Genomic DNA, 16,602 nt, shown 5'->3' on the forward strand with positions numbered 1-16,602 from the left:
GGCTCCAGGTGTGGGGAGAGGGGATGTGCAGGGTGAGGCTGTCGGTGGAGGTGGATGCGGAAATGAAGTTGTTGGAGATAGCCTGGATGGTGTAGTGGGAATCGGAGGTTGAGTTAGTTTGAATGGTATGGTGGGTCGGGCCGGTTGAAGGGCTGGTATGGTTGGAAATAGCAAGAGCAAACGCTTGACCATTGAATGATGCAACATTCACCTTGATTTTTAATTCTTGCGCATCGAGGTCAGGGGTGAGTGTAAAGCCTGCGATATAGGTGTCGGGTACGTGTTCTAACCATACAGTTTGCCAGATGCCGCTACAGGCCGTGTATAATATTTTGCGGGGATAGAGACTTTGTTTGCCATGTGGGTTATTGCCCTGGGAGGTAGGGTCGTAGACGCTGACGACGAGGTCGTTATTGCCAGGTTGTAGAAATGAGGTGATATCATAGGAGAAATGGTGGTAGCCGCCCAGGTGGGAGCCGAGGAGGTGGCCGTTTAAATAGACAGAGGCTTTCCAGTCGATGGCGCCGAAATGGAGGAGGGTTCTCTCGGTTGTATTTGTTTTGAAGGTGGTATGGTACCAGAGACGTTGCCTGGGAAGAAGGGCTTTTTTTACGCCGGAGAGGGCGGATTCGATAGGGAACGGTACGAGTATTTTTCCCTGGTAGGTAGTAGGGGCGGCTGCATCCCAGGCGGTGATGGCGTAGTCCCAGAGGCCGTTTAGGTTTTGCCATTGTGGGCGTACCATTTGGGGGCGGGGGTATTCCGGGAGCGGGTGAACAGGGGATACTTGTGAAGCCCAGGGAGTTTGAATGGTTACAGGTTGCATGTGCCAGTCGGAATCAGAGTGGGCTTTGTCATGCAAGCAGGCGCTGTAGAGAAGCAGGAGGATGAGGAAAGGTAGTGTCCTGGTTTTCATTATCCCTAAATATAGGGATTGAAGCGAGGGGGGAATTAGGAGATAAGAGATTTTTTTGGGCGGCGGCGATTATCTGGAGCATCTGTAATTTGCCTCGTGCAAGGGCAGGATGCTAATAACCAAATCAAAAGATAGATGTATTTTTTTAGGTAACTATATACTAGTTGAACCAAGTTATATTTAAAAGTAGGCAGCAGATTATTTAAAGTTGGCTTTTCCTCTTTAATTATTTAGGATAAAAAAAACCTTACCAGTTACCTGATAAGGTTCAAATTATTTAGGGGTATAGCTGATATGTAAAACTTAGAAATTATTTGCTACTATTAGCAACTACAAATTGTAATTTGGATGTTATATCCTGATTTGCTTTGTATTGGGTAGCGTGCTCAATTCTTTTCAATTCTCCCTCGATGTTATCCAATCTGCCTTCAATCCTATCGAATCTACCTTCAAATTTAGCTTCCATTGCTGTGAATGCTGATAATAATACGTCAAATTGTTTTTCTGACATTAGTTACTTGATTTTGATTTTTAAATATTGATGCATAACACGAAGTAAACTACTAAGTACAATACTAAATTAGGAAATTTATGATGAACGATCAGGAAATTAGAAACATCATTGAAAAGAAATAGGAGGATTTAACTGTTGGGTAGGGGCCATGATCACTCTTTTTGATGTACTTAAAAACGAACATGGAGATACTGATGAAAGCGTTATTTGCAAAAGTGTATTTAACCTATTTGATTTTACTATGAGTAGCCGATCTTACAATAGAAATCCAAAGGCTGTCATTTTAATAATACAGGATTTAAACAAGCAACACTTACATAAGAATTCAGGCTAGAGAAGATGGGATTGATCGTGTATGTGTCATTTAAAGCCAGAATTTCCACCATGGTTTTTTAACTGCAGGTATGGGTGCTGTTGCAGTTGTTGCCGGTGCTGGTGTAGAGCCGGTAAAGGGTTTGGATGTTTTAAATCCCGCCAGGTTAAATTCAAAGACCTCATCATCCTGAAAAAGATTTTTGCCGGTATACCTTTTCCATATTTCTGCTACAAAATTTTCTCCTACCTGGTCTTCTGCATATGGTTCGTCATCATCCAGATGATAAATCCGCTTACCATTTTTTATCTCAGACTTAGATAAAAGTTCCAGTTCTTCCTCCAATGGTTCCCCAAAGTCGATAATAGTACCCTGATCCGCGTTCCCGCATCTTATACGCACCTTTTCTCCATTCCTGATCACCGCGTATCCCCAATGATTTACTCCGCTATGCAATTGTATCGTACAGATTTCAGAGGCAGGGAATAGGTCCGTAAGTACCTGCTCATATTCTGATAATTCTTTGCTGAAGGCAGGATCGGTAATATCCCAGGATGAAATGATAAGATTTTGTCGATAAATACCGATGTAGATCTGTTGTGCCCTTGGGTAAATGGCTACATCATATGGCTCGTCAGCAATCTTTTCGAATTGCTCAATTTTCATTTTCTGTAAGAGTTTTTCTGCATCGACAGTGGTGACATTACTGATGATCAATGACGCAGCTTTCCATCCCATGATATTAGTTTTTAAATCTGCTGATTTTATACTGATTATATTCCTTCGCTACCTGCAACTTGACATAACACACCTTCCTTTATAATTATCAAATAAGAAGACCAGGCAGACAACAGGATATACTTCGCATTCATTATCTAAATATAAAAAAAAAGGGCGCTCATATTAATAAGCGCCCTTTCTTAACTTTAAAAATGCTATTTCAGTAATGTTATAATCTTCTTAAAAATCTCCGTATTCTCATACACCCCTCTAAACAATAATGAATTAGGTCCATAGGCAAACACCGGTACCATCACTGCTGTATGATCATTGGTACTAAAATGACCATCTACCTGACCTTTGGCGATATTACCATCTAACAGCGACAAGCCGCCGGTTTCATGGTCTGCTGTTACAATCACCAATGTATGTCCATCTTCATCGGCAAATTTCATGGCCTCACCAATTGCTTTGTCAAAGTCCATCATTTCGGTTACGACATAAGGTACCTTGTTGGCGTGGCCACCATAGTCTATCTGTGCGCCTTCTGCCATGATAAAGAAGCCTTTTTGATTGGCATTTAACGTGCGGATAGTTTTGGTCAGTGCTTTGGACAGGAAATCTCCACGACCCTTCTGCATAGACAGTTCTGCCTGGGTGGTCAGGTTGATGAATTTAGCAGATTGAATGGTATCGAGGTCTTCCAGTTTAGTGGTAAAAGTATAGCCCTTCTCTTTTAACAATGCAGGCAGGTCCATCTTATCTTCACGTGCATTGAAGTGACGTGGCGCACCGCCGATCAGTACAGATACCGGGCTTTTGAGGAAATCTTTTGCAATCGCATCTTCGTAGCTTCTGTCCTGTGCATGTCCGTAGAACGCTGCCGGGGTAGCATCGGTGATATCACCAGCACTGATGACGCCTGATACATACCCTTTAGGAGCAATGATATCGGGGATGGCAGGCATTGCCACGCCGGTAGCATCCATCCCGATGTAACGGTTATTGGTCTTTTTACCGGAAGCCATGGCAGTACCGCCGGCAGCGGAGTCGGTGATATAGCTATCGGCTGAGTAAGTTTTGGAGAAGCCGATGTTCAGCATTTCCAGGAGATTCAGCTGGCCCCGGTTGCCGGTGAAGCCGGAATATATCTGGGTAAGTCCCATGCCATCGCCAATGAGGAGGATCACTTTGTTGATGGTGATGAGACTATCGTTGTTTATATATTTAGCCTGGTAGATCTCATGGGGAGCGGTTGTACCGTTATATTCTATATTAGCACGGTTAGAGAGGAAGTCGGCAATCGCTTCTACTTTGTCCGTGTTGATATAGTTCACACCCATGTTCATGAAAGTTTTCCAGGTGTTAGGATTATCTGGTGTATCCCAGAAGCGGACTTTTTTACCGAGGGTATGTACGCTGTCGATCCAGTTTTGAATACGGTCATGCTCTGGTTTAATGATGATGCCTTTTCCATTCCATTGGGTGAAGTTTTTCAGGTCAGTGCTGTACATAGGTATACGTTTGGCTGCGTCTGCAGGGTATTGCCCTTCACGCTTGCCATCGAATAAGATGTAGGAGGGGTAAGTATGCCAGAGTTTTGGATCGGGTTGGTTACCACTGATCACGATCTGGATGGTGGGATTGTTGGTAATGGTGGGGTACTTAGCCAGGATTTTGATCAGCGCTGCCATGGTTGCAATGCTATCTGTCTTGAAGTCGATCAGGAGCTGGAGTGTATCGTGGGAGTTTGGATAAGCGGTACCGTTATTCTTTTTAATGTTGTGTTGTAACGGAATGAGGTAGAGCGATTCAAGGGTACGGTCAGCAGTCAGTTCTTTTGACTCGTGTGCTACCCAGAGTGAGTTGTTTTTGGTGTATACATCGGCTTCGATGCTGCCGAAGTGGCGGGTGTAAGCGGAGAGGAAGGGGATGGGTTGTTCGTAGTCGTTGTGGGAGTGGGCGTTGATAGGTGTGTAGGTGTAGGTCTGCGTCTGCGTTTGAGCCTGAGTTTGGGTCTGGGACTGGGTTGGTGTGTTAGTGTTGGTCTTAGCCTTAGCCTGTGTCTGTGTCTGGGCCTGGGTTTGCGTGTTAGTCTTCGTCAGCGTCTGGGCCTGGGTTTGAATTGTACCTAATAGTAGTGATGCAAAAACTAGTTTTTTCATTGATAAAAAGTTTGAATATCCCGCCCCCTTGTTGAGAGGGGGCGGGATTATAATAATTAAAGATTTATTCCCATCCTGCATTCTGGGTTACCACGCCATTGCTGCTCGTTACTTCTGTTCTTGGTACCGGCCATACGTTGTGTACGGCAGGGTTGAAATTACGTGCAGGCCATACGACTGCTCCTGAATAACCATGCAGTGGTTGTGCATAAGTGGCTTTTGCATCGCCCCATCTTACCAGGTCAAAGTGACGGTTCGCCCATTCCCCTGCCAGTTCAGAACGACGTTGTTTTTTCAACTCAGTCATATCTGCATTTGTTACGCTTGCCAGACCAGCACGGTTACGGATCATGTTGATTTCAACATCTGCGTTTTTACCCTGCATCAGTTTTGCTTCTGCTTTGATCAGGATCACTTCTGCATAGCGGATCAGCGGCAGGTTCAGGTCAGTTGTCGGGTGGTCACCATTCGGGCTTACGTGTGCCTGGTTCGCATAGGAGAATGGCTCCATATACTTACGGAACTGGTAGCCGGACAAGCTGTTGGTAGACGCGTAGGTCTTTGCTACACCAAAGTAGGTAAAGGCATCTCCTGGTTTCAGGATCGTTGCTTCTCTACGTTTGTCGCCAGTTTCGTAAGAGTCATACAGCTCTTTGGTAGGCATGTAATAGCCCCAGCCGTTGTATTGACCCCATCCTTTGTTTTCCAGCATTACACCTGGCAGAATGCTACCCCAGCCACTTGGTGACTGAGAGTTTGAATATACAGACCAAATATATTCACTGGTCCAGTTATTAGCAATAGTAAATACATCAGCGAAGTTTGGCAGTAATGCATGCTTACCGCTGTTGATCACAGAATCAGCATATTTTTCTGCATTTGCATAGTCTTTTTTGTAGAGGTACATCTTGCTCAGGAAAGCCCATGCTGCTGTTTTGTGAGGACGGCCATACTCCGTTGTTTTATAGGTGTCAAAGTAAGGAAGGTGGTTGGCTGCCTGCTGTAATTCTTTTGCAACGTAGTCGTATACTACATCTACGTTCGCCGCACGAGGAATAGGCGCATCGCCTACTGTGCTGTCGCGGTTTACGATAGGTACACCTGCACGTGCATCTCCATAAGTATAAGCCAGTTCAAAGTACATTAAACCGCTGAAGAAGTAAGCTTCTCCGAGGATACGGTTTTTCAGTGTCTCTGACATTGTGATGGATGGTACATGTTTGATCACATCGTTTGCACGTTTGATCACGATATAGCGCATTTTCCACTGACCTTCGGTGTAAGAACCACCGATGAAGTTGCTGTTGAAGTTCTTGATGTTGTCACCTTCTGCTTTTACACGACCAGTCACCATGTCGTCACTGGCGTTGATAAACCACCAGTAACCGCGACCATAGAAGTTTTCATCGTCGAACTGTGAGTACATGGCATTGGCTCCTGATACTGCGTCGTTCTCGTTTTGCCAGAAGTTACCACTGGTTGGCGTACCTGCCGGGGTGATGTCCAGCTTTTTGTTACAAGCCGCGAGCAGGACGATGGATAATGATAAAGATATAAGACGTTTCATTATTGTTGTATTAATTGCCTTGATTAGAAGTTTACGTTTATAGGCTGTTATCAACTTCTTAATTGTTAGCAGATTCTTTGATTAGAAGATGCTGTTTAAGGACTGTTATCAATTGCTGATTGTTAGCAGACTCCCTGATTAGAAATTCATGTTCAAGGGCTGTTTTCAATTCTTTATTGTCAGCAGACTCCCTGATTAGAAGTTTACGTTTAAGCCCAGTAAGAAGCTCCTTGATTGTGGATAACGTGCTACGTCGATACCGTAGTTATCCATACCTACTTCCGGATCGTATCCTTTGTATTTGGTGAACGTCAGCAGGTTGTTTGCAGTAGCGTAAACACGTACAGCACCGATCTTCGCCATGTTAGAGAAGCGAACAGGCAGTGTATAACCAAGCGTTACGTTTTTGATACGGAGATAAGAACCATCTTCGATATACCAGTCAGATGTATTACCATAGTTACCATTCAGGTCGGTAGAGATGATACGTGTTACATCTGTATTGGTATGTGTTGGTGTCCATGCATCCAGGATACCTCTCAGCATATTGTAGTTGGTACCGATGCTTGGGTTCATGTTTGTATACTTCAGGGCATTGAAGATCTTATTGCCATGTACACCCTGTGCAAAGATGTTCAGGTCAAAACCTTTGTAGTTAGCATTCAGGCTTAATCCATAGGTAAAGCCAGGATAGAAGCTACCTACGATCTGGCGGTCGTTGTTGTCAATTTTACCGTCGCCGTTTTTGTCTACGAACTTACGATCACCAGGTTTTGCGTTCGGCTGGATCCTGGTTACGCCATCAGGACCTACATAGTTGTCGATTTCCTGTTGTGTCTGGAAGATACCTGCGGTCTTGATCACATTGAAGGAATACTGTGGATTGCCTACACGTGTTACAAGTGGGGTGAGTGAGCTACGGATGTTAGTACCTGCTACGCTTACTACTTCGTTCAGACCGGATTGCAGTGACAACAGTTTGTTGTTTACTTTGGTCAGGGTACCACCTAAGCTGAAGGTGAAGTCTTTACCAACGGAACCATTGTAGGTAAGGCCCAGTTCGATACCATTATCACGTGCCTGACCCATGTTCTTGTACATGCCTGTGCTCACACCAGCAGTGCTTGGTGGGTTTACCTGCAGGATCATGTCGTCGGTAGTTTTGATGAAATAGTCAGCTGTTACTGACAGGGCATTTTTGAAGAAGGCGAGATCCGCACCGAAGTTAGCTTGTTTGGATTGTGCCCATTTCAGGTTTGGATTAGACAGTGCATTTTCAGCGAGACCTGTAGAGAGGGTACCTTCAGCGCCTGTGTATACAGATACAGAAGTCAGGTTTACGTTGATCGCATTGCTGGGAAGGCTACCCAGGTTACCCAGTACACCGTAGCTGGCGCGGAGTTTCGCGATGCTCAGCCAGTCGATGTTCTTCAGGAAATTTTCGTTGGTCAGTACCCAACCACCTGATACGGAGTAGTAGTTTGCATAGCGGTTTTGTGGTGCTACGCGGGAGCTACCATCACGGCGGCCCAGTACGGTGAAGAGGTATTTGCTGTTATAGTCGTAGTTCACACGAGCCAGGAATGATTCGAGTGCATCCTGCTGAATACCGCTGCTTGGTTTTACCCATGCACCAGCATTGTCAAAATAACGGTATACATCACGCTCATCGCTGAATGAGTTAGCGCTGGCGGTGAGGTATTTATAAGTATGATGTTGGTAGGTGTAACCAGCTACCGCGTTGATGTTATGCAGACCGAAGCGGTGTGTATAGTTCAATGTTTGTTCAGACAGGATATCGGAGTAGTCTTCTACATTTTCAACCAGGGAGTTGTTGCTGTTGATCTTACCGATTTCCAGTGCGCGGGTGGTGAAGGTTTTCTGATCGCTGAAAGACTTGGTCACGCTGAAGTTAGAGCGGAAGGTCAGGTCTTTGGTCAGGGTTACTTCAGCATAAGGATTGATGTTGATGGTATTGACAGGTGTTTTGGAATCCAGGCGCATGAGGGTAGCTACCGGGTTGGCGAGGTCGCCATAAGAACCTGCATAAGCAGCTGGCAGACCGCTGAAGGCACCGGTAGAAGTGTAAGGTGTCACGTTGCGTGGATAACCCAGGGCGGTGAAGATGATACCGGTGTAAGGGCTGGTGGTATTAGCACCGTTACCATTGCTATAGGTATAGCTCATGTTCTCACCTACTTTCAGCCATGATTTGATCTGTGCATCAGAGTTCAGGCGGAAGGTGTAACGTTCGCTGTTTGTATTCAGGAGGATACCATCGTTCTTACGGTAGCCGAAGCCCATGTAGTAATGGTTCTTTTCAGTACCACCGTTTGCGCTGATATTATAGTCCTGTGTTTTGCCGGTACGGAAGATGGCATCCTGCCAGTCAGTACGGGTGATCTGACCATCAGGGTAGATCGTTGCATTGAAGGCATCGGCGCGGGCGATACCGGCAGCATCGTAAGCCTGGTTTTCAACGTCTGCAAATTCTTTTGCTGTCAGTACATCAAGCTTTTTAGCTGCCCACTGCCAGCCGGTTTTAGCATCTACGTTGACAACAGCGGTACCTGCTTTTCCTTTCTTGGTTGTGATGAGGATTACACCACCAGAAGCACGTGCACCATAGATAGCGGCAGATGCATCTTTCAGCACGTTCATAGATTCGATATCGTTCGGGTTGATAGGGCCACCGGTGTAGATAGAACCATCTACTACATACAGTGGTTCTTCGCCGTTGATACCGCCTAAGCCACGGATGTATATAGTTGGTTTAGCGGTTGGATCACCACCATTGTTAGATACGATGACACCGGCAGCTTTACCTTGCAGGGCTTCGGTAACGTCATTGAGGGAGCGGGAGCTGAGTTTATCCAGTTGGACATCGGCTACGGCACCGGATACAGTGGCTTTGCGCTGGGTACCATAACCCACTACTACGAGCTGGTTCAGGTTCAGGCTATTTTCCTGTAGAACGATGGTGAAGTTGCGTTGTGTACCGATGGCGATATCCTGGGACTTGTAACCAATCATTGTAATACTGATGGTGGCATTTTCAGGGACATTGAGTTTGAAGTGACCACTAGGATCCGTGTGGGTACCGGTGGTGGTACCTTTTACAAATACGGTGGCACCGATGAGTGGTCCGTTATTGTCGGATACAGAACCGGTGATGGTGATATCGTTGGCAGCCTGCTTGCCAGCGGGGATGGATTGTGCCAGGGAAGCGGAGCTGTCGTAGATTAAGATGGTATTGTAGCGTTCTTCGAATTTTAAAGAAGATTGGTTGAGGAGGTCCTGGAGGATCGCGATTACTGCTGTTTTGCGGTAGGTGTTAGCGTGTACCTGGACTTTCTTCAGTGCATCTTCGTCGTAGGCAAGACTGATCTGAGCGGCAGATTCCAGTTGTTTAAGGGCAGTAGAGAGGCTGCCTTGTTGAACCTGGAAACGTTGTAGCATTTTGTGCAGTTCCTGCCTGGTGGTTGTTGGTCTTGCCATGGCGGAGGTGACCAGCAGTAGCAGGGCCATTGTGGCTGCGAATGCGTGTTTGACGCGGGTTGAGAAAAGTGCGTTGTCTGTGTGCATATATAGTGTTTGTTAAGGCAATAGTTTGTTTGTGATTGTTAGATTTTTTTGATGCTGATGATTGTTTGTTTTGATTGTTGTTTACACTGTTTGTTCTTTATGCTATTCTTTGTTCGTTTTTTTTATGGCAATAGTTATGATGCTGCTGAATTTTTTTCAGGCAATACTTTCCCCTTTCCGGTGTATGACACCAGTTGCGGGAATTATATAATGATGGCTATTTGCTACAGCCTGCTGCTACTCAATGCTCAGTTGATCATGCTGTAGTTTGAAATGAACTTTTGGTTTATATGATATTTTCTCCACTACTTCCAATAGTGCCGGTAGGGGCATATTGTCAGCGATGCGGAGATTATAGCTTCCTTTCCTGGTATCCAGTCTAGTGGTGGCGGTTACGCCGTAATGTTCCCTGATGGCGAGCATCAGGTCATTTAGCGAAGCGTTGCGCAGGATGGTGACTCCTCTTGTCCAGGCTAGCAGATCGGCGGCGGCAACGAATTCTGTTTGGATGGAACTTTTGTTGCAGGTGATGCGTTGATTCGGTTCCAGGATTGTTTTACCACCGCTGCTTTGTACGCTTACTTTGCCGGTAGCTACCGCGACGCGGGATACTTTGTTGTGATATTCTGCGATGAATGATGTGCCCAGCACGGTGGTGCGCACGCCGCTTGCATCGGATACTATGAATGGTTGTGCGGGATTGGTCCGGACATCGAAGAAGGCTTTTCCTTCTTTTAATATTACTTTTCTTGTGCTATTATATTGTAAGGTGCTATAGGCACCGAGATATACGACAGAGCTATCTGGCAGACAGACTTTCCGGATATGGTGACTGGTGTTGCTGATGGTTTGCCAGTTGGCCGCCAGTTGTGATTTTTGCTGGCGTGGCCAGAGTAAGTAGGTGCCTACTATTAATGGCAGTAAGGCAGCAGCGGCTTTGAGCCAGTTGTATCGTTTTCTTTTTTCGGACAGGACGGGGATCTCTTGCATGATGGCATGCCTGATGTTTTCCATGTCGGCAGCGGGTGCTACGTCGGTGGCATCAGTTGCCAGGGCATCCAGCCAGTCGAAGAGTAGTTTTTCTTCTTCTTTGGTGCAGTTGCCCTGTTGGTATTTTTGTAAGAGAGATGTAAGGTCCTTTTTGTCCATTTGATATAAAGACACGGAAGAAAAGGGGAATAACTATTGGGGGAGGAAGTTTTTTTTTTAGCATCTGTTTATTCTACAATAAACAGGTGTTTTATCCGCTGCACTGCTGTATTAAGCTGGTTACGTATTGTTTGCTGGCTGGAACCCAGTTTCAATGCTATTTCAGCTACAGACAGGTCTTCAATCCTGTTCATGTAAAAGACTTCTTTCATGCGTTCCGGCAGGCGATTGATGGATTGCATGAGTTGTTGTTCTGTTTCTTTGAGGTGGAGTTTTTCGTGAGCGGGCTGGGAGTGGTGGTTTTCTGCCACCTGTTGGAAGGTGTCTACGTGTTGCTGGTAGAGGTTCTCATCGCGCATAGCGTTGAGGAGTTTATGTTTGAGGGCGGTACGCAGGTAGGGGAGAACGGCTGTAACCGGGGGAAGGGAAGTATGTTTTTCCCAGAGATGTATGAACACACTCTGGACCGCGTCCTGCGCGGTGGCTGGATCACGGGTGATGCGGCAGGCGTAGGTGAAGAGGTCGTGCCAGTGCAGCTCAAAGAGCTGACGGAAAGCGTCTTCATTACCTGAACGGAATGCATCCCAGTATGTATGTTGACAATCTTTTGGCATAAGGTGAACTAATGGTGCAAAGGTATTGGTTGTTCCTTATGGTGTTTAATTATCAAATTGTTAACCGTTGACGGATCTTCGGGTGAAAGCTTTGATATGTTCCTTAGTTTTCAAATTATTAGCCGCAGTTTTTAACTTATTAGCCGACTGAGGATCCTTGATTGAAAAGTTGCCTTGTGTGTTGTAAATCTCCGGTTATTAGCCATCTAAGTGGGGCGGATTGGCACTCGTCCTACGTTCTTTCATTCGCCGGGTATTTACCACTTAAGGGCTTCGATTGGAAGCAGCCTACACTTTTCATTCGCTGGATATTTATCACCTAATAGCTTTGAATGGAACTCGTCCTACGTTCTTTCATTCGCCGGGTATTTACCACTTAAGGGAGTTGATTGGAAGCAGTCCTACACTTTTCATTCGCTGGATATTTATCACCTAATAGCTTTGAATGGAACTCGTCCTACATTTTTTCATTCACCGGTTACTTACCACTTAAGGGCTTTGATTGGAAGCAGTCCTACATTCTTTTATCACCAGTTATTTACCACTTAAGGGCTTTGATTGGAATTCCTCCTACATTCTTTCATCGCCGGTTATTTACCCCTTAATAGCTTTGATGGGAAGCAGTCCTACATTCTTTCATTCACCGGTTATTTACCAATTAAGAGTTTCGATTGAAAGCAGCCTATATTTTTCTATAATTTCCCGATTATACACTGGCCATGGAGCTAATATTGAACTCCGCGCTTTTTGGTTGATGAAGGCTTACTATTACAATATTACGGGCAATAGAACGTGGAAACAGCAAACCTTTCGTAACGTGAATATAAAAAAAAATCCCAGGCTTTTATTGCCTGGGAAATAATAAGGTTCATATAGGGTCTTCATTACATTGCTGCCAACTGCACTTTTTGTTGCAGTTCGATCACGTTGTCGCGGAAAGTATTATCTGTATCCATCAGGTCTTTCACTGTCTGGCAGGAGTGGATCACGGTAGTGTGGTCACGTCCGCCGAAGTGTTCTCCGATAGTTTTTAATGAGTTCTTTGTAAAGGACTTTGCGAGGTACATGGTGATTTGTCTTGCTTGTACGATTTCACGTTTACGTGTTTTTTGCAAGAGTTTATCATAGGGTACATCAAAGTATTCGCATACCATTTTCTGAATGCTTTCGATGGTAATTTCTTTAGAAGATGTTTTAACGAAAGATTTCAGTACACGTTTAGCGAGTTCAAGATCGATCTCTTTTCTGTTGAGAGAAGATTGAGCGAGCAGGGAGATGAGTGCACCTTCCAGTTCACGTACGTTGCTTTGAATATTATATGCAACATACTTCACTACTTCTTTCGGCATTTCGAGACCATCATTCTTCATCTTCATTTCCAGGATCTCCATACGTGTTTCGAAGTCCGGCATTTGCATGTCGGCACTCAGACCCCAGCGGAAGCGGCTCAGTAATCTTTCCTGCAAGCCATCCAGATCTTTTGGTGACTTATCGGATGTTAATATGAGTTGCTTACCGGATTGATGCAGGTGGTTGAAGATAGCGAAGAAAGCATCCTGTGTTTTTTCTGCACGGGCGAAGAACTGTATATCATCTACAATTAATACATCGATAAGCTGATAGAAATGAATGAAGTCATTGATGATACTATTTTTAGAGTGATCAATGAACTGATTGATAAATTTCTCAGCGCTTACATACAGCACTGCTTTGTTGGGATGAAGGCGTTTTACTTCATTACCAATTGCCTGTGCAAGGTGTGTTTTACCTAAGCCAACAGATCCATATATTACTAATGGATTGAAGGAGGTACCGCCTGGTTTTTCAGATACTGTTTTACCAGCTCTGCGTGCCACGCGATTGCAATCACCTTCGATGTAAGCATCGAACGTATAATGCGGATTCAGCTGTGAGTCTATCTGAACGCGTTTGATACCCGGTATCACGAAAGGGTTCTTCACCGGATTCTGTATCGTAAGCGGAAAATCTACTTCGCTGTCTTTTTTAGTCTTCGTGAATTGCCCAGGCATATTCACTGTTTTAGGATGTTGATGGGGTGTTCCGTTCTCAACTACTATGCGATACTCCAGCCTCGCTTCTTTTCCCAGTTCACGCTTGATTGTCTTGCCTAATAATCCAACGTAATGTTCTTCGAGGTATTCATAAAAGAACTGACTAGGTACCTGAATCGTTAAAACATTGTTTTCAAGCTGGATCGGTTTAATAGGTTCAAACCAGGTTTTAAATGGCTGCCATTCCACAATATCCCTAATTATATTAAGACACCTTTCCCAAACTTGGTCGCAAGTTTTATTCATTGAGCTATTGTAAATTAAAGTTGTTTGAATTAAGGATTGTTTCTCGAATTCGAAATTTTTCAACGCGGGGAGTCGAAAAATTTTCAGACAGGGCAACGAATATCTGTACAAAATGTTGAAAAAAAAAATTTTTCTACCCTTGTTTTATACCGCCCGACACCAGTGTCGTTGCCTTGTTTTTGTTGTGTTTTTTTCTGTTGTCACGCACGGTTTCCCGACGTAAAAACATCATTCAAAATAGTATCACACTTATTTGATATCCAGGATTTTCCAGTTGACATTAACATGTTTGTCATAGATATGTGTTAGCGAGTGATAAAATAATATTGTACAGAGAACTAATGTCGGGTAGTATTCCATCTTTTATGGTGTAGCCCGATGTTAATAATTCCGTACGGGCGTGCAAAACTATGTTAGTAATTGTAATTAAAAAAATGTGGTTAAGTTTATCAAATACCATGCAAATTTCTTAATATCCGCGCAAGCGGGCGCATTCGGTTCTTATCTGGTAATATCTTACCTGTAAATGGCTAAAGGCCAGGCTATACAAGTAAACAGCGGGAGACTAAATTTTATTGCGTGTGATTGAAGCTAAAAAACCTATCTTTGACCTCTTGAAAAAAAGTTAAATTTAATTATATGAGTTTTGAAATAACCGGAAAGCTGATCGTGAAATATAATACGATGCAACGTAGCGAAACCTTTAAGACACGGGAGTTCGTTATTGAAAAGTCCGACGATATCAACGGCCGCGTTATAAACAACTATATTAAGTTCCAGGCGGTACAGGACAGAACAGCTATCGTAGACCGCTTCAATGAAGGTGAAACTGTGAAAGTTTACTTCAATATCAGAGGTACACGTTGGGAAAAAGATGGTCGTGTCAATTATATCACCAATCTGGATGCATGGCGCATGGAATCAGTAGTAGCGGGCGCTCCAGGTCAGGACGCAATGCCTAACTACAACACTTCCCAGGAAATGTCTTCTCCAGGTGGTGCACCAGCGGCTGATGATCTGCCTTTCTAATCTGACAATAACAACTCATTAACAAAAAATAGTGAAACGGGTACCTGTGTGAGCAGGTACCCGTTACTTTTCGGTAAGAAAAACATCCCGGATTTCCGGGAGATATTAAAAAAGTTTTAGGATAATTACCTAACCTGACGATCATGATTGAACAAGTATCTTTAAAGTTATTGCCATCCCAGGCAGATAACGAACGTGCTATCACGCAAGCAGCCGCTGCCGCACTCAGTGTTTCCCCAGACGCTATCACCGGTTTTCATGTCATGAAACGCTCTATTGACGCACGTTCCAGGCAGGTGTATTGTATGCTTACGCTGCGGGTTTTTGTGAACGAACCTTTCCATGAGCGGGAGAAATTTGTACCAGTATATGCTACTTTAGCACCAGCTGCACCCGTGGCTATCGTGATCGGTGCAGGGCCTGCCGGACTATTTGCCGCACTACACCTCATTGAAGCAGGTATCAAACCTATCGTACTGGAAAGAGGTAAGGATGTCAGGTCGAGAAGGCGTGATCTTGCTGCACTTAATAAGACAGGCGTGGTGAATCCTGATTCCAATTACTGCTTTGGTGAAGGCGGCGCGGGCACTTACTCTGACGGTAAATTGTATACACGTTCTAACAAGCGAGGTGACATCAACCGTATTCTTAGCATATTTGTCCATTTTGGTGCGACAGAAAAAATATTATACGAAGCCCATCCACATATAGGTACCAACAAGCTCCCACATATCATTGTAGCGATGCGGGAGCAGATTATCAATAGTGGTGGGGAAGTACACTTTGATCAGAAGGTGACTGACTTTATCATTAAAGACAATCATATCAGGGGCGTGAAAACCGCTGCCGGTGCTACTTTCGACGCTTCGCAGGTGATATTGGCTACGGGCCACTCTGCCCGTGATATTTTCCGCTTATTACATGATAAAAATATTCTCATCAGTGCAAAGCCTTTTGCATTGGGTGTGCGTGTAGAACATCCGCAGGAACTCATTGACAGTGCACAGTATCATTGTGCTGTAAGAGGTGAACACTTGCCACCGGCCAGTTATAGCCTGGTTGAACAGGTAGATGGCCGCGGTGTATTTTCTTTTTGTATGTGCCCTGGTGGCATCATTGCACCAGCAGCCACTGATCCTGGTGAGCTAGTGGTGAATGGCTGGTCTCCATCAAAGAGAGATAATCCTTTTGCGAATTCAGGGATGGTGGTGACGGTAGATGAAAGTGATTTTGAACGCTTTGCCGATAAGGGACCATTAGCCGCCATGTATTTTCAGCAAATGGTAGAACAACATGCTTTTGAGGCGGGGGGTGGACAATTTGTGGCGCCGGCGCAACGGATGACTGACTTTGTATTCAACAAAGTGTCTACAACTTTACCCGATTGTTCTTATGTGCCCGGTGTAAAGAGCACGAACCTGAGAGAGGTCTTACCCCCAAGTGTACATACCAGGTTAGCCCAGGCTTTTGCTGCTTTTGGTAAAAAGATGAAAGGATATTACACGAATGATGCGATACTGGTGGCGACTGAATCGCGTACTTCTTCGCCGGTGCGCATACCAAGAAATGATGAAGACCTGATGCACCCGCAGATCAAAGGTTTGTATCCATGTGGTGAAGGGGCTGGTTATGCCGGTGGTATTGTCTCTGCAGCGATGGATGGAGAGCGTGTGGCAGCCCGCATTATTGGATTTTATCACGGATAGTGGTAT

At 44.8% G+C, this 16,602-nt stretch carries 11 protein-coding genes; 2 read left to right on the plus strand and 9 right to left on the minus strand.

The window, feature by feature from the left end:
• From ABDW33_RS30420 to dnaA, 9 genes are all read right to left on the minus strand, one after another.
• On the minus strand, positions 1–916 hold a 916-nt coding region (locus tag ABDW33_RS30420), incomplete at its 3' end, for a sugar-binding domain-containing protein (RefSeq protein ID WP_343693856.1).
• Between the two features lie 310 nt (positions 917–1,226).
• Positions 1,227–1,427 carry a hypothetical protein gene (locus ABDW33_RS30425; protein WP_343693857.1) on the minus strand — a complete coding sequence of 67 codons (201 nt, stop codon included), beginning with the start codon at positions 1,425–1,427 and terminating at the stop codon, positions 1,227–1,229.
• 367 nt (positions 1,428–1,794) lie between these two features.
• Positions 1,795–2,481, minus strand: a complete 687-nt coding sequence (locus ABDW33_RS30430; protein ID WP_343693858.1) for a hypothetical protein — start codon at positions 2,479–2,481, stop codon at positions 1,795–1,797.
• A 197-nt stretch (positions 2,482–2,678) separates the two neighbouring features.
• Positions 2,679–4,628 carry an alkaline phosphatase gene (locus ABDW33_RS30435; RefSeq protein ID WP_343693859.1) on the minus strand — a complete coding sequence of 650 codons (1,950 nt, stop codon included), beginning with the start codon at positions 4,626–4,628 and terminating at the stop codon, positions 2,679–2,681.
• 64 nt (positions 4,629–4,692) lie between these two features.
• Entirely contained in the window at positions 4,693–6,195 is a 1,503-nt protein-coding gene (locus ABDW33_RS30440; protein ID WP_343693860.1) for a RagB/SusD family nutrient uptake outer membrane protein, read from the minus strand.
• 195 nt (positions 6,196–6,390) lie between these two features.
• Positions 6,391–9,780: a TonB-dependent receptor gene (locus tag ABDW33_RS30445; protein ID WP_343693861.1), complete on the minus strand. Its 3,390-nt coding sequence runs from the start codon at positions 9,778–9,780 to the stop codon at positions 6,391–6,393.
• A 237-nt stretch (positions 9,781–10,017) separates the two neighbouring features.
• Complete coding sequence (locus ABDW33_RS30450) at positions 10,018–10,929, minus strand: FecR domain-containing protein (protein WP_343693862.1); 912 nt, start codon at positions 10,927–10,929, stop codon at positions 10,018–10,020.
• A 68-nt stretch (positions 10,930–10,997) separates the two neighbouring features.
• Positions 10,998–11,543 (minus strand): RNA polymerase sigma-70 factor, encoded by a 546-nt coding sequence (locus tag ABDW33_RS30455; protein WP_343693863.1) that lies wholly within the window; start codon positions 11,541–11,543, stop codon positions 10,998–11,000.
• An 884-nt stretch (positions 11,544–12,427) separates the two neighbouring features.
• A complete protein-coding gene (gene dnaA / locus ABDW33_RS30460) occupies positions 12,428–13,861 on the minus strand; it encodes a chromosomal replication initiator protein DnaA (RefSeq protein WP_343693864.1) in 1,434 nt (477 codons plus the stop codon).
• Between the two features lie 639 nt (positions 13,862–14,500).
• On the opposite strand from dnaA, the gene ABDW33_RS30465 reads away from it, so the two are divergent.
• Positions 14,501–14,890 (plus strand): DUF3127 domain-containing protein, encoded by a 390-nt coding sequence (locus tag ABDW33_RS30465; RefSeq protein ID WP_072359604.1) that lies wholly within the window; start codon positions 14,501–14,503, stop codon positions 14,888–14,890.
• 143 nt (positions 14,891–15,033) lie between these two features.
• The gene (locus ABDW33_RS30470; protein WP_343693865.1) at positions 15,034–16,596 is read left to right on the plus strand and encodes an FAD-dependent oxidoreductase; all 1,563 of its coding nucleotides are present in this window, start codon (positions 15,034–15,036) and stop codon (positions 16,594–16,596) included.
• Positions 16,597–16,602 lie beyond the last annotated feature (6 nt).

The organism is Chitinophaga sp., assembly GCF_039596155.1.
Taxonomy (GTDB): domain Bacteria; phylum Bacteroidota; class Bacteroidia; order Chitinophagales; family Chitinophagaceae; genus Chitinophaga.